Genomic DNA, 21,421 nt, shown 5'->3' on the forward strand with positions numbered 1-21,421 from the left:
AAGGACAATAACATGCCAGAAGGTCCGGAGATCCGCCGCGCGGCGGATAGCCTGGAGGCGGCGATAAAGGGCAAACCGTTGACGAATGTGTGGTTTGCTTTTCCTCAGCTAAAACCGTTTGAATCACAGCTGGTGGGGCAGACGGTGACCCATATTGAAACGCGCGGCAAGGCCTTACTTACGCACTTTTCCCATAACCTGACGTTATATAGCCATAACCAGCTGTACGGCGTCTGGCGAGTGGTGGAGGCGGACGAGCAGCCGCAAACCACCCGCGTACTGCGCGTCAGGCTGCAAACGGCGGATAAAGCAATCCTGCTTTACAGCGCGTCGGATATCGAAATGTTAACGCCGGAGCAACTGCTCACTCACCCGTTTCTGCAGCGGGTTGGGCCGGACGTGCTGGACATGCGCCTGACGGCAAACGATGTTAAAGCCCGCTTGTTATCCCCCAAATTCCGCAACCGGCAATTCTCCGGGTTATTGCTCGATCAGGCGTTCCTGGCAGGGTTAGGTAACTATCTGCGGGTGGAAATTCTGTGGGAAGTGGGGCTGGCGGCGCAGCATAAAGCGTCTCAGCTGAATGATGAACAGCTGGAGGCGTTATCCCACGCGCTGCTGGATATTCCGCGGCTGTCGTACAACACGCGCGGCGTGGTGGATGAGAACACACATCACGGGGCGCTGTTCCGGTTCAAGGTGTTTCATCGGGCGGGGAAAAAGTGCGAAAGGTGTGGTGGCATTATTGAGAGAACCACGCTCTCTTCACGACCGTTTTACTGGTGTCCCGGGTGCCAGATGTAAAAGTAAAACGGTAACCCTTAGGTTACCGTTTTTAGTGTTTTCACCCTCTCCCACAGGGAGAGGGCCGGGGTGAGGGCATCAGGCCGCACCCAACGTCTTTTAGCGCTTAATATCAGACTTAAAATCACGCTGCTCGTAGCCGGTATACAGCTGACGAGGACGGGCGATTTTCATGCCTTCGCTGTGCATTTCGTTCCAGTGCGCAATCCAGCCTACGGTACGGGCCATGGCGAAGATCACGGTGAACATGGAAGACGGAATGCCCATCGCTTTCAGGATGATGCCAGAGTAGAAATCGACGTTCGGGTAGAGTTTCTTCTCGATGAAGTACGGGTCGTTCAGCGCGATGTGTTCCAGCTCCATCGCCACTTCCAGCAGGTCATCTTTGGTACCCAGCTCTTTCAGCACTTCATGGCAGGTCTCACGCATGACGGTCGCGCGTGGGTCGTAATTTTTGTAAACACGGTGACCGAAGCCCATCAGGCGGAAGGAGTCATTCTTGTCTTTCGCGCGACGCACGAACTCAGGAATGTGCTCAACGGTGCTGATCTCTTCCAGCATCTTCAGTGCCGCTTCGTTCGCGCCGCCGTGCGCCGGTCCCCACAGGGAGGCGATGCCCGCAGCGATACAGGCGAACGGGTTCGCGCCTGAAGAGCCTGCGGTACGGACGGTGGAGGTCGAAGCGTTTTGTTCGTGGTCAGCGTGCAGGATCAAAATACGGTCCATCGCGCGTTCCAGTACCGGGTTCACTTCGTACTCTTCGCACGGCGTGGAGAACATCATGCGCAGGAAGTTACCCGCGTAGGAGAGGTCGTTACGTGGATACACAAACGGTTGGCCGATGGAGTATTTGTAGCACATCGCCGCCATGGTAGGCATTTTGGACAGCAGGCGGAACGCCGCGATATCACGGTGACGCGGGTTATTCACGTCAAGGGAGTCGTGGTAGAACGCCGCCAGCGCACCGGTAATCCCGCACATCACCGCCATCGGGTGAGAGTCACGACGGAACGCATGGAACAGACGGGTAATCTGCTCATGGATCATGGTGTGACGGGTCACGGTGGTTTTGAATTCATCGTACTGCGCCTGCGTCGGTTTTTCGCCGTTCAGCAGGATGTAGCACACTTCCAGATAGTTGGATTCGGTGGCTAACTGATCGATGGGGAAGCCGCGATGGAGCAGGATACCTTCGTCACCGTCAATGTAGGTGATTTTGGATTCGCAAGATGCGGTAGAGGTAAATCCAGGGTCAAAGGTGAAAACTCCTTTGGAACCCAGCGTACGGATATCAATAACATCCTGACCGAGCGTGCCTTTTAGCACATCCAGTTCAATAGCAGTGTCACCACCCAGGGTGAGCTTTGCCTTTGTATCAGCCATTTACGGTCTCCTTAGCGCCTTATGCTTAAGACTGCGCTTTACCGGATTTGCTTTCAGCTGTTAATCACCGTTACCAGATTGTTATTTGGCTTACCGCTCAGCTCACGAGGACAAACCAGGGTACAGAGCTATGGCGCCTTGCAGGTAAACGAATGAAATATCAGTGAAACAACAGCAAATCAGCGTTTTTGCAGTCCGAATTATTCAAACCTGTATATCACTAATAACTGTCCTGATAACTTCGGTCAATACCATCACACTGTTACATAACTATTTGTCAGGTGAAAGTGAGACCTCATAACTTTTGCGCATTATATGCCTTTTCTGCTGACGTTTGTAACAATATTGTTTAACATTTGTCAAATCAGATGATTAAAAATTAAAAAGATGTTGTTATCGTGACCCTGATCACTGTTCCAGAGAAAACCCGACAAACTGTATGTAGGTTAATTGTAATGATTTTGTGAACGGCCTATACTGCCGCCAGGTCTCCGGAACACCCTGCAATCCCGAGCCACCCAGCGTTGTAACGTGTCGTTTTAGCATTTGGAAGCAATGTTTTGCATGACGCGCAGTTATAGAAAAGGAACGCTGCTTGACCCGCATCGCAGTCCGGAGGAAGGAAACAATAAGAACAGCATGTGGGCGTTATTCATGATAAGAAATGTGAAAAAACAAAGACCTGTCAATCTGGATCTCAAAACGATCCGGTTCCCTGTAACAGCAATAGCGTCCATTCTGCACCGTGTATCCGGTGTGATTACGTTTGTGGCGGTCGGTATTCTGCTGTGGTTGCTGGGCACCAGCCTCTCTTCTCCTGAAGGATTCCTCCAGGCCTCTGCCATCATGAACAGCTTCTTCGTGAAATTCATCATGTGGGGCATTCTGACCGCGCTGGCGTACCACGTTGTGGTGGGTGTTCGCCATATGCTGATGGACTTCGGCTACCTGGAAGAGACATTCGAAGCCGGGAAACGCTCCGCTAACATTTCATTTGTGATCACTGTCGTGCTTTCACTTCTCGCAGGAGTTCTCGTATGGTAAGCAACGCCTCCGCATTAGGACGCAACGGCGTACATGACTTCATCCTGGTCCGTGCTACCGCCATCGTTCTCACCCTTTACATCATCTATATGATCGGTTTCTTCGCGACCAGCGGCACGCTGACGTGGGAAATCTGGAGCGGGTTCTTCGGATCTGCCTTCACCAAAGTGTTCACCCTGCTGGCGCTGTTCTCCATCCTTATTCATGCCTGGATTGGCATGTGGCAGGTGTTGACCGATTACGTTAAACCACTGGCGATTCGCCTTCCTCTGCAGCTGGTTATTGTTGTTGCCCTGGTGGTTTACGTTATTTATGGATTCGTTGTGGTGTGGGGTGTGTAATGAAACTGCCAGTCAGAGAATTTGATGCTGTAGTGATTGGTGCGGGTGGCGCAGGTATGCGTGCCGCACTGCAAATTTCCCAGAGCGGCCAAACCTGTGCGCTGCTCTCTAAAGTGTTCCCAACCCGTTCGCACACCGTGTCTGCTCAGGGCGGTATCACCGTTGCGCTGGGTAATACCCATGAAGATAACTGGGAATGGCACATGTACGACACGGTAAAAGGTTCCGATTACATCGGTGACCAGGACGCCATCGAATATATGTGTAAAACCGGCCCGGAAGCGATTCTGGAGCTGGACCACATGGGTCTGCCGTTCTCCCGTCTGGAAAATGGCACCATCTATCAACGTCCGTTTGGCGGCCAGTCGAAAGATTTCGGCGGCGAGCAGGCGGCACGTACTGCGGCAGCGGCTGACCGTACCGGTCACGCACTGCCGCACACGCTCTATCAGCAAAACCTCAAAAACCACACCACTATCTTCTCCGAGTGGTATGCGCTGGATCTGGTGAAAAACGCCGATGGCGCAATCGTCGGTTGTACCGCACTGTGCATCGAAACCGGTGAAGTGGTTTACTTCAAAGCCCGCGCTACCGTGCTGGCGACCGGCGGCGCAGGCCGTATTTATCAGTCCACCACCAACGCCCACATTAACACCGGTGACGGTGTCGGTATGGCTATCCGCGCGGGCGTGCCGGTGCAGGATATGGAAATGTGGCAGTTCCACCCAACCGGTATCGCCGGTGCAGGTGTTCTGGTAACAGAAGGCTGCCGCGGTGAAGGCGGTTACCTGTTGAACAAGCACGGCGAGCGTTTCATGGAGCGTTATGCCCCGAATGCGAAAGACCTGGCGGGTCGTGACGTGGTGGCGCGTTCCATCATGATCGAAATCCGTGAAGGCCGCGGCTGTGACGGCCCATGGGGTCCACACGCGAAGCTGAAACTCGACCACCTGGGTAAAGAGGTTCTGGAATCCCGTCTGCCGGGTATCCTGGAGCTGTCCCGCACCTTCGCACACGTCGACCCGGTGAAAGAGCCGATTCCGGTTATCCCAACCTGCCACTACATGATGGGCGGTATTCCGACCAAAGTGACCGGTCAGGCGCTGACCGTGAACGAGCAGGGCGAAGACGTGGTTATTCCTGGCCTGTTCGCGGTAGGCGAAATTGCCTGCGTATCCGTACACGGCGCAAACCGTCTGGGCGGCAACTCCCTGCTGGACCTGGTGGTGTTTGGTCGTGCAGTGGGTCTGCATCTGCAGGAATCCATTGCCGAGCAGGGCGCACTGCGTGATGCAACCGATGACGAAATTGATGCCTCTCTTGCGCGCCTCAACCGCTGGAACGGTAACCGTAACGGCGAAGATCCGGTGGAAATCCGTAAAGCGCTGCAGGAATGCATGCAGCATAACTTCTCGGTATTCCGCGAAGGTGACGCGATGGCCAAAGGCCTTGAACAGCTGAAAGCGATCCGCGAGCGTCTGAAAAATGCCCGTCTGGACGATACCTCAAGCGAGTTCAACACCCAGCGCGTAGAGTGCCTGGAGCTGGATAACCTGATGGAAACCGCTTACGCCACTGCGGTGTCGGCAAACTTCCGTACCGAAAGCCGTGGCGCGCATAGCCGCTTCGACTTCCCGGATCGTGATGACGAAAACTGGCTGTGCCATTCCCTGTATCTGCCAGAGTCGGAATCCATGACGCGTCGTAGCGTCAACATGGAACCGAAACTGCGTCCGGCGTTCCCGCCGAAGATTCGTACTTACTAATGCGGAGACAGGATAATGAAACTCGAATTCTCAGTTTATCGTTATAACCCGGATGTAGACGACGCTCCGCGTATGCAGGATTACACCCTGGAAGCGGAAGAAGGTCGCGACATGATGCTGCTGGATGCCTTAATGCAGCTGAAAGAAAAAGATCCAACGCTGTCGTTCCGCCGCTCCTGCCGTGAAGGGGTCTGTGGCTCTGACGGCGTGAACATGAACGGCAAAAATGGTCTGGCCTGCATCACGCCAATTTCAGCGTTGCAGCGTCCTGGTCAGAAAATTGTTATCCGTCCTCTGCCAGGCCTGCCGGTCGTGCGTGATTTGGTGGTAGACATGGGGCAATTCTATGCACAATATGAGAAGATTAAGCCTTACTTATTGAATAATGGGCAAAATCCACCCGCTCGTGAGCACCTGCAGTCTCCTGAGCAGCGTGAAAAACTCGATGGGTTGTACGAGTGTATTCTCTGCGCATGTTGTTCTACGTCCTGCCCGTCGTTCTGGTGGAACCCGGACAAGTTTATCGGCCCGGCCGGTCTGCTGGCTGCCTATCGCTTCCTGATCGATAGCCGCGACACCGAAACCGATAACCGTCTGGAAGGACTGAGTGACGCTTTCAGCGTATTCCGCTGCCATAGCATCATGAACTGCGTCAGTGTGTGTCCTAAGGGGCTGAACCCGACGCGCGCCATCGGCCATATTAAGTCGATGCTGCTGCAGCGCAGTGCGTAAGTAGTGAGAGGGGAGCGCTGTTCCCCTCACCCTAACCCTCTCCCAAAGGGAGAGGGGATAGATTGCAGAAACCTTTAAAAACTGCCCTGAAGTTTAGACAGTTTCTAAAGGTTCCTTCGCGGGCCAAATGAAAAGAGCTCGCAGGTGAACCCCGGCACGTACACGTGGTGTGCGTGGTAGTTTCTACGGCGAAAGTAAGCATAAAAATGCTTAAGGGATCACGATGCAGAACGGCGCAATGAAAGCCTGGCTGGACTCTTCTTTCCTTTCTGGTGCGAACCAGAGCTGGATTGAACAGCTCTATGAAGACTTCTTAACCGATCCTGACTCAGTGGACGCAAACTGGCGTTCCATGTTCCAGGAGTTGCCTGGCACGGGAGTCAAACCGGATCAATTCCACTCCAAAACACGTGATTATTTCCGCCGTCTGGCGAAGGATGCCTCACGTTACTCTTCTGCGATTTCCGACCCTGACACCAATGCGAAGCAGGTTAAAGTCCTGCAGCTCATCAACGCTTATCGCTTCCGCGGTCACCAGCATGCGAATCTCGATCCGCTGGGACTGTGGCAGCAGGAACGTGTGGCCGATCTCGATCCGGCGTATCACGATCTGACCGAGGCCGATTTCCAGGAAAGCTTTAACGTAGGTTCCTTTGCCATCGGCAAAGACACGATGAAGCTGGGCGAACTGATTAACGCGCTCAAGCAAACCTACTGCGGCTCCATCGGCGCGGAATACATGCACATCACCTCTACAGAAGAGAAACGCTGGATCCAGCAGCGTATCGAATCCGTGGCGGGCCACGCGACATTCTCCGCTGACGAGAAAAAACGTTTCCTCAGCGAACTGACTGCAGCAGAAGGCCTTGAGCGCTATCTGGGCGCGAAATTCCCGGGTGCAAAACGCTTCTCGCTGGAAGGTGGTGACGCGTTAGTGCCACTGCTGAAAGAGCTGATTCGCCACGCGGGCAACAGCGGTACCCGTGAAGTGGTACTGGGCATGGCGCACCGCGGTCGTCTGAACGTGCTGGTCAACGTGCTGGGTAAAAAGCCGCAGGACCTGTTCGACGAATTCGCGGGCAAACACAAAGAACACCTCGGCACCGGCGACGTGAAGTACCACATGGGCTTCTCGTCTGATATCGAAACCGAAGGCGGTCTGGTACACCTGGCGCTGGCGTTTAACCCGTCGCACCTTGAGATCGTTAGCCCGGTGGTGATCGGTTCCGTGCGTGCGCGTCCGGATCGTCTGGACGAGCCGAGCAGCAACAAAGTTCTGCCAATCACCATTCACGGTGATGCGGCGATTACCGGTCAGGGCGTGGTTCAGGAAACCCTGAACATGTCGAAAGCGCGTGGTTACGAAGTGGGCGGTACCGTTCGCATCGTGATCAACAACCAGGTGGGCTTCACAACCTCTAACCCGCTGGACGCGCGTTCTACCCCATACTGCACCGACATCGGTAAGATGGTGCAGGCGCCAATCTTCCACGTGAATGCGGATGACCCGGAAGCGGTCGCTTTCGTCACCCGTCTGGCGCTCGACTTCCGTAACACCTTTAAACGCGACGTGCTGATCGACCTGTTCTGCTACCGCCGTCACGGCCACAACGAAGCTGACGAGCCAAGTGCAACCCAGCCGTTGATGTACCAGAAAATCAAAAAACACCCGACCCCGCGCAAAATCTATGCTGACAAGCTGGAAGCGGACAAAGTGGCGACGCTGGAAGATGCGACCGAGCTGGTCAATCTTTACCGCGACGCGCTGGATGCGGGTGAATGCGTAGTGAAAGAGCTGCGCCCAATGAACATGCACTCCTTTACCTGGTCGCCGTACCTCAACCACGAGTGGGATGAGAGCTACCCGAACAAGGTCGAGATGAAGCGCCTGCAGGAGCTGGCTAAACGCATCAGCACCGTACCGGACGCTATCGAAATGCAGTCTCGCGTAGCGAAAATCTACGGTGACCGTCAGGCCATGGCGGCAGGCGAGAAGCTGTTCGACTGGGGCGGTGCAGAAACCCTGGCCTATGCGACCCTGGTTGACGAAGGTATTCCTGTTCGTCTGTCCGGTGAAGATGCGGGCCGTGGTACCTTCTTCCACCGTCACGCGGTGGTTCACAACCAGTCCAACGGTTCAACCTACACCCCGCTGCAGCACGTGCACAACGGTCAGGGCCAGTTCAAGGTCTGGGACTCCGTGCTGTCTGAAGAAGCGGTACTGGCCTTCGAATACGGCTACGCCACCGCAGAACCCCGCACCCTGACCATCTGGGAAGCGCAGTTCGGTGACTTTGCCAACGGTGCGCAGGTGGTTATCGACCAGTTCATCTCCTCCGGCGAGCAGAAGTGGGGCCGCATGTGTGGTCTGGTGATGCTGCTGCCGCACGGTTATGAAGGACAGGGTCCGGAGCACTCTTCCGCGCGTCTGGAACGTTATCTGCAGCTCTGTGCCGAGCAGAACATGCAGGTTTGCGTGCCGTCTACCCCGGCTCAGGTGTACCACATGCTGCGTCGTCAGGCGCTGCGCGGTATGCGCCGTCCGCTGGTGGTGATGTCACCAAAATCTCTGCTGCGTCATCCGCTGGCTGTTTCAAGCCTGGATGAACTGGCCAACGGCACCTTCCTGCCAGCCATCGGCGAGATTGACGAACTGGATCCGAAGGGCGTGAAGCGTGTCGTGATGTGTTCTGGTAAGGTTTATTACGACCTGCTGGAACAGCGCCGCAAGAACGATCAGAAAGATGTCGCCATCGTGCGTATCGAGCAGCTTTATCCGTTCCCGCATCAGGCGATGCAGGACGTGCTGAAACAGTACGCTCACGTACATGATTTTGTCTGGTGCCAGGAAGAGCCGCTTAACCAGGGCGCATGGTACTGCAGCCAGCATCATTTCCGTGAAGTGATTCCATTTGGGTCTGCTCTGCGTTATGCAGGTCGCCCGGCCTCCGCCTCTCCGGCGGTAGGGTATATGTCCGTTCACCAGAAGCAGCAACAAGATCTGGTCAATGACGCGCTGAACGTCGATTAATTAAAGGATACATAATGAGTAGCGTAGATATTCTTGTTCCCGACCTGCCTGAATCCGTAGCAGATGCGACCGTCGCCACCTGGCACAAAAAACCGGGCGATGCCGTTAAGCGCGATGAAGTGCTGGTAGAAATCGAAACTGACAAAGTGGTACTGGAAGTACCGGCTTCGGCGGATGGCGTTCTGGACGCGGTGCTGGAAGATGAAGGTACCACCGTCACCTCTCGTCAGATCCTGGGTCGCCTGCGTGAAGGCAACAGCGCGGGCAAAGAGTCCAGCGCCAAGTCTGATGAGAAAGCCTCTACCCCAGCGCAGCGCCAGCAGGCGTCTCTGGAAGAGCAAACCAACGACGCACTGAGCCCGGCGATCCGTCGTCTGCTGGCTGAGCACAACCTGGACGCGGCAGCCATTAAAGGCACCGGTGTGGGTGGACGTCTGACGCGCGAAGATATCGAAAAGCACCTGGCGAAAGCGCCTGCGAAAGCAGAAGCCAAAGCCCCTGCGGCAGCACCGGCAGCGCAGCCTGCTCTGGGCGCACGCAGCGAAAAACGCGTGCCGATGACTCGCCTGCGTAAGCGTGTGGCCGAGCGTCTGCTGGAAGCAAAAAACTCCACCGCGATGCTGACTACCTTCAACGAAGTAAACATGAAGCCAATCATGGACCTGCGTAAGCAGTACGGCGACGCGTTTGAAAAACGTCACGGTATCCGTCTGGGCTTTATGTCCTTCTACGTGAAGGCGGTGGTTGAAGCGCTGAAACGCTACCCGGAAGTGAACGCCTCTATCGACGGCGATGACGTGGTTTACCACAACTACTTCGACGTCAGCATGGCGGTTTCTACCCCGCGTGGCTTGGTGACCCCGGTTCTGCGTGACGTAGATACCCTGGGCATGGCTGATATCGAGAAAAACATCAAAGAGCTGGCTGTGAACGGCCGCGACGGCAAGCTGACCGTAGACGATCTGACCGGCGGTAACTTCACCATTACCAACGGCGGCGTATTTGGCTCGCTGATGTCTACCCCGATCATTAACCCGCCGCAGAGCGCGATCCTGGGTACGCATGCCATTAAAGATCGCCCTATGGCGGTAGACGGTAAAGTTGAGATTCTGCCGATGATGTACCTGGCACTGTCTTACGACCACCGCCTGATCGACGGCCGCGAGTCCGTGGGCTTCCTGGTAGCGATTAAAGAGCTGCTGGAAGATCCAACGCGTCTGCTGCTGGACGTCTAGTAACGTTTTAGCGTCACCTGCCCTGTAGGCCGGATAAGCGTAGCGCCATCCGGCACACACACCGCGCCGGTCTACAGGTTTGAAGATAACGATTACCCTGAAGGATGGATAGAACACATGAACTTACATGAATATCAGGCCAAACAGCTGTTTGCCCGGTATGGCTTACCGGCTCCGGTGGGTTATGCCTGTACTACCCCGCGTGAAGCAGAAGAAGCCGCATCTAAAATCGGTGCCGGCCCGTGGGTAGTTAAGTGTCAGGTTCACGCTGGTGGCCGTGGTAAAGCGGGCGGTGTGAAGGTTGTTAAGAGCAAAGAAGAAATTCGTGCGTTTGCTGAACATTGGCTCGGCAAACGTCTGGTGACGTACCAGACAGATGCAAACGGCCAGCCGGTTAACCAGATCCTGGTTGAAGCGGCGACCGACATCGCGAAAGAGCTGTACCTGGGCGCGGTTGTTGACCGTAGCTCCCGTCGCGTAGTGTTCATGGCGTCTACCGAAGGCGGCGTGGAAATCGAAAAAGTGGCGGAAGAAACCCCGCACCTGATCCACAAAGTGGCTATCGATCCGCTGGCGGGCCCAATGCCTTACCAGGGTCGCGAGCTGGCGTTCAAACTGGGCCTGGAAGGCAAGCTGGTTCAGCAGTTCACCAAGATCTTCATGGGTCTGGCGAACATCTTCCTGGAGCGCGATCTGGCGCTGATCGAGATCAACCCGCTGGTGATAACCACCCAGGGCGACCTGATCTGCCTCGACGGCAAGCTGGGCGCTGACGGCAACGCGCTGTTCCGCCAGTCCGATCTGCGTGAAATGCGCGACCAGTCTCAGGAAGACCCGCGTGAAGCACAGGCTGCACAGTGGGAGCTGAACTACGTCGCGCTGGATGGCAACATCGGCTGCATGGTTAACGGTGCGGGCCTGGCAATGGGCACCATGGACATCGTTAAGCTGCACGGCGGTGAGCCAGCAAACTTCCTCGACGTAGGCGGTGGCGCAACCAAAGAGCGCGTAACCGAAGCGTTCAAAATCATCCTCTCTGACGATAACGTGAAGGCGGTTCTGGTTAACATCTTCGGCGGCATCGTGCGTTGCGACCTGATTGCCGACGGCATCATCGGTGCGGTAGAAGAAGTGGGTGTTAACGTACCGGTTGTTGTGCGTCTGGAAGGTAACAACGCTGAACTCGGCGCGAAAAAACTGGCTGACAGCGGCCTGAATATTATTGCAGCGAAAAGTCTGACGGATGCAGCTCAGCAGGTTGTTGCCGCAGTGGAGGGGCAATAATGTCAGTTTTAATTAATAAAGATACCAAGGTTATCTGCCAGGGCTTCACCGGTAGCCAGGGGACATTCCACTCCGAACAGGCGATTGCCTACGGTACGCAGATGGTTGGCGGCGTAACGCCAGGCAAAGGCGGCACCACGCACCTGGGCCTGCCGGTGTTCAACACCGTGCGTGAAGCGGTAGAAGCGACGGGCGCAACCGCGACCGTGATCTACGTTCCAGCGCCGTTCTGCAAAGACTCCATTCTGGAAGCGATCGACGCAGGCATCAAACTGATCATCACCATCACCGAAGGTATCCCGACGCTGGATATGCTGACCGTGAAGGTGAAGCTGGATGAAGCGGGCGTGCGCATGATCGGCCCGAACTGCCCAGGCGTGACCACCCCGGGCGAATGCAAAATCGGCATCATGCCGGGTCACATTCATAAGCCGGGCAAAGTGGGCATCGTTTCCCGTTCCGGTACGCTGACCTATGAAGCGGTTAAGCAGACTACCGATTACGGCTTCGGCCAGTCCACCTGTGTGGGCATCGGCGGTGACCCAATCCCGGGTTCTAACTTCATCGACATCCTGAAGCTGTTCCAGGAAGATCCGCAGACCGAAGCGATCGTGATGATCGGTGAGATCGGCGGTAGCGCTGAAGAAGAAGCGGCTGCGTACATCAAAGAGCACGTGACCAAGCCTGTTGTGGGTTACATCGCGGGTGTGACCGCTCCGAAAGGCAAGCGTATGGGTCACGCAGGCGCAATCATCGCCGGTGGTAAAGGTACGGCTGATGAGAAATTCGCAGCGCTGGAAGCCGCAGGCGTGAAGACCGTTCGCAGCCTGGCGGATATCGGCGAAGCACTGAAATCCATCATTAAGTAAATCCTCTCTGCGCCCTGAATGGGGCGCGTTGAAATAAAAAAATGTCCGTTTCGACATGGTTGGCCGCTGTAAAGCGGCCTTTTTTATTGCCTGCGTTTGGCGACAAGCGTGAACTTGTAATCGTCGGTATTGAACACGTTGCGGCTGTATTCAAATACCCGTCCGTCCTTCAGAAACCCGCGCGAGACTTTTTCCAGGATCGGTTTCGCCGGATCGAGCGACAGCGCGGCAATCGCCTCTTCTGACGGCATGATCGGCACCAGTTCCTGCTCGCTGCGATCGATAACCAGCTTTTTGAGCTGCTCAACGTAGTGGTATTTCGAATTCTCCATCACTTCCCAGGTGAGGTCGGGAAACATCGCCAGCGGCATCCATGTTTCTTCCAGATTCACCGGTTTTTGTTTGATAAAGCGGACGCGTTTGACGTGCCAGACTTTATCGTCCGGGTTGATCGCCAGCCTTGCTGCGAGCCTCTCATCGGCTTTCACCACTTCGAAGACGCTGACGTCGCTGTGCGTATCGACGTTTCGGTCCGCCAGCTTTTCGTAAAAGCCGGTGAGCTGGTAAATGTCGTAGTTAACGCGTTCTTCTTTTACGTAGGTGCCGCTGCCCTGAATGCTCTCGACGATCTGCTCTTCCGTAAGCAGTTTCAGCGCCTGTCTCACCGTTACACGGCTCACGTTGAACGCCTCCTGAAGGCTGGATTCCGTCGGTAACGCATCGCCAGGTTTTAACTCACCCGTATTGATTTTCTCGCGAAGCGCATCGGCTATCTGCCGGTACATCGGTTTGTTACCCATAGAATCTGCCTTTCTAATACCTTTTCACGGAATTATGCCTTCAGCGTAAAATTTGTAAATAATACAATTTAAATACAAATTTGCATTGTTAGTGAAAGTGATCACATAAATGTATTGCATTGCCTGCCACAATTGCCGCCAGACAATAACAAGTTACGTGTGAGGATCTTATGAACCTGACGACTCTGACCCACTCCAGCGCTGTCTGCGTGCAGGCGCACTATGCCAGCCGTGATGAGGCAATTCGCCAGCTTACGATGCGGCTAGTGGCGCTGGGCAAAATTACCGATGGCGATGCGTTTCTGGCGGAGGTTTACCGTCGTGAATCACAGGGACCGACCGCACTGGGGGAAGGGCTGGCTGTTCCGCATGGTAAATCGAGCGCGGTGAACGAAGCGGCTTTTGCGGTTGCTACGCTGAGCGAACCGCTGGAGTGGGAGGGGGTGGACGGCCCTGAAAACGTTGAGCTGATCGTCCTGCTTGCCATCCCGCCTGCTGAAGCCGGATCCACGCATATCCAGGTACTGACGGCGCTGACGTCTCGCCTGGCAGATGATGCACTCCGGGAACGCGTTATGGCTGCAGCGACGGCGGAGGATCTGCTTGATGCGCTGAACGGTGGCTCGCAGGAAGACGAGGTTGCCACATTGTTGAATGCACCCACCGTCATCTGTGTCACCGCCTGTCCGGCCGGAATTGCCCATACCTATATGGCAGCCGAATACCTGGAAAAAGCGGGACGTAAGCTGGGCGTCAACGTTGTGGTCGAAAAGCAGGGGGCGAATGGCATTGAGGGGCGCATCACCGCGCAGCAGTTGCAGGAGGCCAAAGCGTGTATCTTTGCCGCAGAAGTGGCGATCAAAGAGAGTGAGCGTTTTCAGGGGATCCCCGCCATTTCCGTGCCCGTCGCGGAACCCCTGCGCCATGCTGAAGCGCTCATTGAGCGCGCGCTGGCATTACCGTCTTCGTCTGAAGCACTTCCCGGACAGGCAGAAAAAAAGAGCGTTAAGACGGAGCTCAAGCAGGCGCTCCTTAGCGGTATCCCCTTTGCGGTGCCGCTGATCGTCGCCGGCGGGACGGTGCTCGCCGTGTCGGTACTGCTGGCGCAAATCCTTGGCCTGCAGCACCTGTTCGACCAGGAAAACTCATGGCTGTGGATGTACCGCAAGCTTGGCGGCGGCATGCTCGGCATTTTGATGGTCCCTCTTCTGGCAGCCTATACCGCTTACTCGCTGGCGGATAAACCCGCGCTGACGCCGGGCTTTGCGGCCGGTCTTGCGGCCAATATGATCGGCTCCGGTTTTCTGGGGGCTATCATCGGCGGGCTGATTGCGGGTTACCTGATGCGCTGGGTGAAAAATCACATTCGCCTGAGTAGCCGCTTCAACGGTTTTTTAACCTTTTATCTCTATCCGGTTATTGGCGTACTGGGGGCGGGCAGCCTGATGCTGTTTGTGATCGGTGAGCCGGTGGCCTGGCTTAATACTACGCTCACCGCCTGGCTTAACGGTTTGTCCGGCGCGAATGCGCTGCTCCTGGGGGCGATCCTCGGGTTTATGTGCTCATTCGATTTGGGTGGCCCGGTCAACAAAGCCTCTTACGCGTTCTGCCTGGGCGCGATGGCTAACGGGGTATACGGTCCCTATGCCATCTTTGCCTCCGTCAAAATGGTGTCGGCCTTCACCGTCACGGCGTCAACGTTGCTGGCACCGAAACTGTTTAAACCGTTTGAAATTGAAACCGGTAAATCCACCTGGCTGCTTGGACTCGCGGGCATCACCGAAGGGGCGATTCCGATGGCGATTGAGGATCCGCTTCGCGTCATTGGTTCATTTGTGCTCGGCTCCATGGTAACAGGCGCGATTGTCGGCGCGATGGGGATCGGGTTGTCCACGCCGGGGGCTGGTATTTTCTCTCTCTTTTTACTTCACGATGCCGGATTGAGCGGTGTGGTTGCGGCGGCGGGCTGGTTTGGCGCGGCGCTGGTGGGTACCGCAATCTCCACCTTTATTCTGCTGCTCTGGCGACGCCAGGCGGTGAAAAAGGGCAACTACGTCACTGAAGACGCCATACCGTAACAACGCACAAACAGGAAACGAAGATGAAAGCTGTATCTCGCGTTCATATCACGCCGCATATGCACTGGGACCGTGAGTGGTACTTCACCACCGAAGAGTCGCGTATTCTTCTGGTCAATAATATGGAAGAGATCCTGACCCGTCTGGAGCAGGATGACGAGTATAAATATTATGTCCTCGATGGACAGACGGCGGTGCTGGAGGATTATTTTGCCGTCGTGCCTGAAAACCGCTCGCGGGTGAAAGCGCTTGTGGAGCGCGGAAAGCTGATTATCGGCCCCTGGTATACCCAGACCGATACCACAATTGTCAGCGGTGAGTCGATTGTCCGCAATCTTATGTACGGCATGCGCGACTGTATGGCGTTCGGCGAGCCGATGAGGATCGGCTATCTACCGGATTCGTTTGGTATGTCCGGCCAGCTACCGCATATTTATAACGGGTTTGGCATTACCCGCACGATGTTCTGGCGCGGCTGCTCGGAACGACACGGGACCGACAAAACCGAGTTTCTCTGGCAGAGCCAGGACGGCAGTGAAGTGACGGCGCAGGTACTGCCGCTGGGCTACGCGATTGGTAAGTACTTACCGGAGGACGAAGCAGGGCTGAGAAAACGGCTCGACAGCTATTTCGAGGTACTGGAACACGCCTCTGTTACCAAAGAGATTTTACTGCCCAACGGTCACGACCAGATGCCGCTGCAGCAGAATATTTTCGCGGTGATGGATAAGCTTCGTGAAATCTATCCCCAGCGTCAGTTCATGATGAGTCGGTTTGAAGAGGTGTTTGATTATATCGACGCGCACCGCGACGAACTGGCGACGCTGAAAGGAGAGTTTATCGACGGGAAATACATGCGCGTGCACCGCACTATCGGCTCCACGCGCATGGACATTAAAATCGCCCATGCGCGTATCGAGAACAAAATCGTCAATATCCTCGAGCCGCTGGCGGCGCTTGCCTGGACGCTGGGCTTCGACTACCACCACGGCCTGCTGGAGAAGATGTGGAAAGAGATCCTCAAAAACCATGCTCACGACAGCATCGGCTGCTGCTGCAGCGATAAGGTGCACCGCGAGATTGTCTCCCGCTTTGAGCTGGCTGAGGACATGGCGGACAACCTGGTGCGCTTCTATATGCGCAAGATTGTCGACAACATGCCGCAAAGCGATGCCGATAAGCTGGTGATGTTCAACCTGATGCCCTGGCCGCGTGAAGAGGTGATGAACACCACGATTCGGCTGCGGGCCAGCCAGTTCAGACTGCGGGATGAAAAAGGCAACGAGATCCCCTATTTCATTCGCAGCGCGCGCGAACTCGACCCTGGCCTCATTGACCGGCAGATTGTCCATTACGGCAATTACGAACCCTTTATGGAGTTTGATATTCAGCTCAGTCAGATACTGCCATCGATGGGCTACCGTACGCTGTATATCGAGCCGGACGTGGCCGGGAAGGTGCTCCCGGCGGTGAAAAATGCCGAATCCTTGCTTGAAAATGCCTTCTGGCAGATTGATTTAAATGGCGACGGCACGCTGCGCCTGCGCGATAAAGAAAGCGGGCTTATTTATGACCGCGTACTGGAAATCGAAGAGAGTTCGGACGATGGCGATGAGTACGACTACTCGCCTTCCCGGGAAGAGTGGAGGCTCACGTCAGCGCAGGGCGAGCATGAGGTTAAGGTCCCGCACGAAGGCTGGCAGAGCAGGGCGGCTATCCGCCATCGGATCGCCGTTCCGGCAAATCTGGCTGAACGCGCGGCGCGCCAGCGAAACGGCTCACTCAATGTAGAGTTTGACGTCACGCTTAGCCATAACAGCAGGCGTATCGATGTGGCCGTGCGTCTGGAAAACCAGGCTAACGACCACCGCGTTCGCGTACTGATCCCAACGCCGTTTATGACAGAGGACGTGTTAGCGGATACGCAGTTTGGCTCGCTCATTCGGCCGGTGCGGGACGCGGCGATGGCGACCTGGCATGAGGAGGGCTGGAAAGAAGCGCCGGTTCCCGTCTGGAATTTACTCAACTATGCCGTCCTGCAGGAAAAGCGCAACGGGCTGGCGCTCTTCACCGAGGGACTGCGCGAGTTTGAAGTGGTGGGCGATGACAAAAAAGCATTCGCCTTAACCTTGTTGCGCGGCGTGGGGCTGCTCGGGAAAGAAGATTTGCTGTTGCGTCCAGGCAGACCTTCAGGGATCAAAATGCCTGTTCCTGACTCTCAGGTACGCGGGCCGTTAACCTGTCGCTTTAGCCTCTTCAGCTTTAGCGGTACGCCAGAAAACGCGGGCGTCGCACAGCAGGCTAAATCGTGGTTAACACCGGTGCAGTGCTATAACAAAATTCCCTGGGATGCGATGAAACTGAATCGCGCGTCGTTTATCACGCCAGAAAGTTACAGTCTGTTAGCGCTTTCGCCAACGGGATGCGTGCTTAGTACGCTCAAAAAGGCTGAAGATCGTGATGAGCTCATTCTCCGCCTGTTCAACCCTTCGGCGTCCAGCGCATGTGACACGACGTTATCCATGAATCCAACGGTGAAACGGTGGCGCGAAACGGACATGAACGAACGGATAATGAATCAGTGTGGAGAAGAGGGTATTGTCGGAGGATTCAGGCCGGGGCAGTCGCGAACCTTTAGTATTCTATTCGCCTGAACCAGCGATACAAAAAGGCTGCAGAGAAGGCGGCCTTTTTTCATTAAATAGTCACACAGCGGTGTTAACTTATGGGGTGTCAAAAGTAAATTAAATGTTATTTCGGAGGGTTGCATAAATGCAATGGAAAAATAACCTGGCCCGACTACGCTTTATTGTTTGTCCCCGTTGAAATGTTGCTTACTTTCGCGTTAATTAAAATCACTTCTGTTTATATTTTTTCCCGTCTTCGATAACCAATCTCATCTTTGCATGCACATATCATTAACATGGTTTTTACCATTCTCACCATGATTAAACATGGTTAACATCAACGGTTGTTTTTGATTTAAATCAAAGTTTAATCCTTGGAAAAACCCATCAAAAGGCGCTAAATTGTCCCGGATCAAAATGGCCGAAAAGTGGTAATTTTGCTATAAATTGATCGTCGTCGAAAAACGTAAATGTGATTCAATAAAAACCTGTTTATTGTAAGGGTTTTGCAGCGTATTATATTTGCGGGATCAATTTGAGTTTTTTATTAACCTATTTGTAACCTGACGTCATCGTTTTTATCCTTCTCCAGGGTAATAACGACGACAAGGATGCGAATAATTTGTATTGGGGCATGCGTGTGGATCTCTCTCTGACGGGGTTCACTCTCGGAGTCTTCATGCGATGAGCAAGGAGTCATAATGTTAGACGTAGTCGAACTGTCGCGCTTACAGTTTGCCTTGACCGCGATGTACCACTTCCTGTTTGTGCCACTGACGCTCGGTATGGCGTTCCTGCTGGCCATCATGGAAACGGTTTACGTCCTCTCCGGCAAACAGATTTATAAAGATATGACCAAGTTCTGGGGCAAGTTGTTTGGTATCAACTTTGCACTGGGCGTGGCAACCGGTCTGACCATGGAGTTCCAGTTCGGGACTAACTGGTCTTACTATTCCCACTATGTAGGGGATATCTTCGGTGCGCCGCTGGCCATTGAAGGTCTGATGGCCTTCTTCCTCGAATCCACCTTTGTAGGTCTGTTCTTCTTCGGTTGGGACCGTCTGGGTAAAGTCCAGCATATGGCGGTAACCTGGCTGGTGGCATTCGGCTCTAACCTGTCCGCGCTGTGGATCCTGGTGGCAAACGGCTGGATGCAGAACCCAATCGCATCCGATTTCAACTTCGAAACCATGCGCATGGAGATGGTCAGCTTTGCTGAGCTGGTCCTGAACCCGGTTGCTCAGGTTAAATTCGTTCACACCGTGGCTTCTGGCTATGTGTGCGGTGCGATGTTCGTACTGGGCATCAGCTCTTACTACATGCTGCGCGGTCGCGACTTCGCTTTCGCAAAACGCTCCTTTGCTATTGCAGCAAGCTTCGGTATGGCGGCAATTCTCTCTGTTATTGTTCTGGGTGATGAATCCGGTTACGAAATGGGCGACGTGCAGAAAACCAAGCTGGCCGCTATTGAAGCAGAATGGGAAACCCAACCGGCTCCGGCGGCATTTACCCTGTTCGGTATTCCCGATCAGGAAGCGCAGGAAAACCGCTTCGCCATTCAGATTCCTTATGCGTTGGGCATCATCGCCACTCGCTCCGTCGACCAACAGGTGACTGGCCTGAAAGATCTGATGGTGCAGCACGAAGAGCGTATCCGTAACGGGATGAAAGCCTACTCGCTGCTGGAACAGCTGCGCGCCGGTTCAACCGATCAGGCCGTTCGCGATCAGTTTAACGACGTGAAGAAAGACCTGGGTTACGGCCTGCTGCTGAAACGCTATACCCCGAACGTCTCCGACGCAACGGAAGCGCAAATCCAGATGGCAACCAAAGACTCGATTCCACGCGTTGCACCGTTGTACTTCGCGTTCCGTATCATGGTGGGCTGCGGCATCATCATGCTGCTGATTATCGCGGCATCCTTCTGGTCCGTGATTCGCAACCGTATCGGTGAGAAAAAATGGCTGCTGCGCACCGCGCTGTACGGTATTCCTCTGCCATGGATTGCCATCGAATCCGGTTGGTTTGTTGCGGAGTATGGCCGTCAGCCATGGGCAATCGGTGAGGTGCTGCCAACGGCAGTCGCGAACTCGTCCCTGACTGCGGGTGACCTGATCTTCTCCATGCTGCTGATTTGCGGTCTGTACACCCTGTTCCTGGTGGCTGAACTGTTCCTGATGTTCAAGTTCGCGCGCCTTGGCCCAAGCAGCCTGAAAACCGGTCGCTATCACTACGAGCAGTCTACCGCGACTACTCAGCCGGCACGCTAAGACAGGAGTCATCAAATGATCGATTATGAAGTATTGCGTTTTATCTGGTGGCTGTTGATTGGCGTTCTGCTGATCGGTTTTGCGGTCACTGATGGTTTCGACATGGGTGTAGGGATGCTTACCCGTTTCCTCGGTCGTAATGACACCGAGCGTCGAATCATGATCAACTCCATCGCCCCTCACTGGGACGGTAACCAGGTGTGGCTGATCACCGCGGGTGGCGCGCTGTTCGCTGCCTGGCCGATGGTCTACGCGGCTGCGTTCTCCGGCTTCTACGTGGCGATGATTCTGGTGCTGGCGTCTTTATTCTTCCGTCCGGTAGGCTTCGATTACCGTTCCAAGATTGAAGATACCCGCTGGCGTAACATGTGGGACTGGGGCATCTTCATCGGTAGCTTTGTTCCGCCGCTGGTGATTGGCGTGGCATTCGGTAACCTGCTGCAGGGCGTACCGTTCCACATCGATGAATATATGCGTCTTTACTACACCGGTAACTTCTTCCAGCTGCTGAATCCGTTTGGTCTGCTGGCAGGTGTTGTTAGCGTGGCGATGATCATTACTCAGGGCGCGACCTATCTGCAGATGCGTACCGTGGGTGAACTGCACCTGCGTTCCCGTGCAACGGCTCAGGTTGCGGCGCTGGTCACTCTGGTTTGCTTCGCTCTGGCCGGTGTGTGGGTGGTGTACGGTATCGATGGTTACGTGGTGACGTCTGCGATCAACCATGTTGCGCCGTCTAACCCGCTGACGAAAGAAGTTGCGCGTCAGGCGGGTGCCTGGATGGTGAACTTCAACAATACCCCTGCTCTGTGGGCTATCCCGGCGCTGGGCGTACTGTTGCCACTGTTGACCGTGCTGACCTCTCGTCTGGAAAAAGGCGCTCTGGCGTTCGTGTTCTCTTCACTGACACTGGCGTGCATCATCCTGACGGCAGGTATTGCGATGTTCCCGTTCGTCATGCCATCCAGCACTATGATGAATGCTAGCCTGACCATGTGGGATGCAACCTCCAGCCAGCTGACGCTGAACCTGATGACCTATGTTGCCTGCGTGTTCGTACCGATTATTCTGCTCTACACCGCCTGGTGTTACTGGAAAATGTTCGGTCGTATCACCAAAGAACATATCGAAAGCAATACCCACTCTATGTACTAAGT

General features: G+C 54.9%; 15 protein-coding genes. 13 read left to right on the forward strand and 2 right to left on the reverse strand.

All coding sequences use genetic code 11. From position 1 onward, the window contains the following. The first annotated feature begins 12 nt into the window (after positions 1-12). Positions 13-804 carry an endonuclease VIII gene (nei, locus tag ENTMO_RS0107315; protein WP_010428696.1) on the forward strand — a complete coding sequence of 264 codons (792 nt, stop codon included), beginning with the start codon at positions 13-15 and terminating at the stop codon, positions 802-804. Between the two features lie 99 nt (positions 805-903). On the opposite strand, the gene ENTMO_RS0107320 is transcribed toward nei, so the two are convergent. After that, the gene (locus tag ENTMO_RS0107320) at positions 904-2,187 is read right to left on the reverse strand and encodes a citrate synthase (RefSeq protein ID WP_010428698.1); all 1,284 of its coding nucleotides are present in this window, start codon (positions 2,185-2,187) and stop codon (positions 904-906) included. A 639-nt stretch (positions 2,188-2,826) separates the two neighbouring features. Here ENTMO_RS0107320 and sdhC point away from each other — a divergent pair. The 8 genes from sdhC (at position 2,827) to sucD (ending at position 12,489) form a co-directional block, all read left to right on the forward strand. Then, the gene (gene sdhC / locus ENTMO_RS0107325; protein ID WP_020684965.1) at positions 2,827-3,231 is read left to right on the forward strand and encodes a succinate dehydrogenase cytochrome b556 subunit; all 405 of its coding nucleotides are present in this window, start codon (positions 2,827-2,829) and stop codon (positions 3,229-3,231) included. Beyond that, the gene (gene sdhD / locus ENTMO_RS0107330) at positions 3,225-3,572 is read left to right on the forward strand and encodes a succinate dehydrogenase membrane anchor subunit (RefSeq protein WP_010428702.1); all 348 of its coding nucleotides are present in this window, start codon (positions 3,225-3,227) and stop codon (positions 3,570-3,572) included. The genes sdhC and sdhD overlap by 7 nt, the downstream gene beginning before the upstream one ends. Further along, complete coding sequence (gene sdhA / locus ENTMO_RS0107335) at positions 3,572-5,338, forward strand: succinate dehydrogenase flavoprotein subunit (RefSeq protein WP_010428704.1); 1,767 nt, start codon at positions 3,572-3,574, stop codon at positions 5,336-5,338. Before sdhD ends, sdhA begins: the two co-directional genes overlap by 1 nt. Positions 5,339-5,353: 15 nt before the next feature. After that, positions 5,354-6,070, forward strand: coding sequence for a succinate dehydrogenase iron-sulfur subunit SdhB (gene sdhB, locus ENTMO_RS0107340; RefSeq protein WP_010428707.1), 717 nt, complete (start codon positions 5,354-5,356; stop codon positions 6,068-6,070). 223 nt (positions 6,071-6,293) lie between these two features. Then, a complete protein-coding gene (gene sucA / locus ENTMO_RS0107345; protein ID WP_010428711.1) occupies positions 6,294-9,101 on the forward strand; it encodes a 2-oxoglutarate dehydrogenase E1 component in 2,808 nt (935 codons plus the stop codon). A gap of 14 nt (positions 9,102-9,115) precedes the next feature. After that, positions 9,116-10,336, forward strand: coding sequence for a 2-oxoglutarate dehydrogenase complex dihydrolipoyllysine-residue succinyltransferase (gene odhB, locus ENTMO_RS0107350; protein ID WP_010428714.1), 1,221 nt, complete (start codon positions 9,116-9,118; stop codon positions 10,334-10,336). Positions 10,337-10,453: 117 nt separating this feature from the next. Beyond that, on the forward strand, positions 10,454-11,620 hold the full coding sequence (gene sucC, locus ENTMO_RS0107355; protein WP_010428717.1) for an ADP-forming succinate--CoA ligase subunit beta: 1,167 nt from the start codon (positions 10,454-10,456) through the stop codon (positions 11,618-11,620). Continuing rightward, positions 11,620-12,489, forward strand: a complete 870-nt coding sequence (gene sucD / locus ENTMO_RS0107360) for a succinate--CoA ligase subunit alpha (protein WP_010428720.1) — start codon at positions 11,620-11,622, stop codon at positions 12,487-12,489. The genes sucC and sucD overlap by 1 nt, the downstream gene beginning before the upstream one ends. Before the next feature lie 83 nt (positions 12,490-12,572). On the opposite strand, the gene ENTMO_RS0107365 is transcribed toward sucD, so the two are convergent. Next, on the reverse strand, positions 12,573-13,289 hold the full coding sequence (locus tag ENTMO_RS0107365; protein ID WP_010428722.1) for a GntR family transcriptional regulator: 717 nt from the start codon (positions 13,287-13,289) through the stop codon (positions 12,573-12,575). A 170-nt stretch (positions 13,290-13,459) separates the two neighbouring features. Here ENTMO_RS0107365 and mngA point away from each other — a divergent pair, with 170 nt between their 5' ends. The 4 genes from mngA to cydB all read left to right on the forward strand — a co-directional run bounded on the left by mngA (position 13,460) and on the right by cydB (position 21,419). Beyond that, the gene (mngA, locus tag ENTMO_RS0107370) at positions 13,460-15,367 is read left to right on the forward strand and encodes a PTS 2-O-a-mannosyl-D-glycerate transporter subunit IIABC (protein ID WP_010428725.1); all 1,908 of its coding nucleotides are present in this window, start codon (positions 13,460-13,462) and stop codon (positions 15,365-15,367) included. Positions 15,368-15,390: 23 nt separating this feature from the next. Next, positions 15,391-18,021: a mannosylglycerate hydrolase gene (gene mngB, locus ENTMO_RS0107375; protein WP_010428728.1), complete on the forward strand. Its 2,631-nt coding sequence runs from the start codon at positions 15,391-15,393 to the stop codon at positions 18,019-18,021. A gap of 674 nt (positions 18,022-18,695) precedes the next feature. Beyond that, positions 18,696-20,264 carry a cytochrome ubiquinol oxidase subunit I gene (gene cydA / locus ENTMO_RS0107380; RefSeq protein WP_010428730.1) on the forward strand — a complete coding sequence of 523 codons (1,569 nt, stop codon included), beginning with the start codon at positions 18,696-18,698 and terminating at the stop codon, positions 20,262-20,264. Between the two features lie 15 nt (positions 20,265-20,279). Continuing rightward, positions 20,280-21,419: a cytochrome d ubiquinol oxidase subunit II gene (gene cydB, locus ENTMO_RS0107385; RefSeq protein ID WP_010428732.1), complete on the forward strand. Its 1,140-nt coding sequence runs from the start codon at positions 20,280-20,282 to the stop codon at positions 21,417-21,419. Positions 21,420-21,421 lie beyond the last annotated feature (2 nt).

The organism is Enterobacter mori LMG 25706 (assembly GCF_000211415.1).
GTDB lineage: Bacteria > Pseudomonadota > Gammaproteobacteria > Enterobacterales > Enterobacteriaceae > Enterobacter > Enterobacter mori.

Excerpts from the sequence above, each read along its gene's own strand:
- ENTMO_RS0107365 (WP_010428722.1), bottom strand. The coding sequence starts at position 13,289 with ATGGGTAACAAACCGATGTACCGGCAGATAGCCGATGCGCTTCGCGAG.
- sucC (WP_010428717.1), top strand. The coding sequence starts at position 10,454 with ATGAACTTACATGAATATCAGGCCAAACAGCTGTTTGCCCGGTATGGC.
- ENTMO_RS0107320 (WP_010428698.1), bottom strand. The coding sequence starts at position 2,187 with ATGGCTGATACAAAGGCAAAGCTCACCCTGGGTGGTGACACTGCTATT.
- cydB (WP_010428732.1), top strand. The coding sequence starts at position 20,280 with ATGATCGATTATGAAGTATTGCGTTTTATCTGGTGGCTGTTGATTGGC.
- mngB (WP_010428728.1), top strand. The coding sequence starts at position 15,391 with ATGAAAGCTGTATCTCGCGTTCATATCACGCCGCATATGCACTGGGAC.
- sdhC (WP_020684965.1), top strand. The coding sequence starts at position 2,827 with ATGTGGGCGTTATTCATGATAAGAAATGTGAAAAAACAAAGACCTGTC.
- sucD (WP_010428720.1), top strand. The coding sequence starts at position 11,620 with ATGTCAGTTTTAATTAATAAAGATACCAAGGTTATCTGCCAGGGCTTC.
- mngA (WP_010428725.1), top strand. The coding sequence starts at position 13,460 with ATGAACCTGACGACTCTGACCCACTCCAGCGCTGTCTGCGTGCAGGCG.
- sucA (WP_010428711.1), top strand. The coding sequence starts at position 6,294 with ATGCAGAACGGCGCAATGAAAGCCTGGCTGGACTCTTCTTTCCTTTCT.
- nei (WP_010428696.1), top strand. The coding sequence starts at position 13 with ATGCCAGAAGGTCCGGAGATCCGCCGCGCGGCGGATAGCCTGGAGGCG.
- sdhA (WP_010428704.1), top strand. The coding sequence starts at position 3,572 with ATGAAACTGCCAGTCAGAGAATTTGATGCTGTAGTGATTGGTGCGGGT.
- cydA (WP_010428730.1), top strand. The coding sequence starts at position 18,696 with ATGTTAGACGTAGTCGAACTGTCGCGCTTACAGTTTGCCTTGACCGCG.
- sdhB (WP_010428707.1), top strand. The coding sequence starts at position 5,354 with ATGAAACTCGAATTCTCAGTTTATCGTTATAACCCGGATGTAGACGAC.
- sdhD (WP_010428702.1), top strand. The coding sequence starts at position 3,225 with ATGGTAAGCAACGCCTCCGCATTAGGACGCAACGGCGTACATGACTTC.
- odhB (WP_010428714.1), top strand. The coding sequence starts at position 9,116 with ATGAGTAGCGTAGATATTCTTGTTCCCGACCTGCCTGAATCCGTAGCA.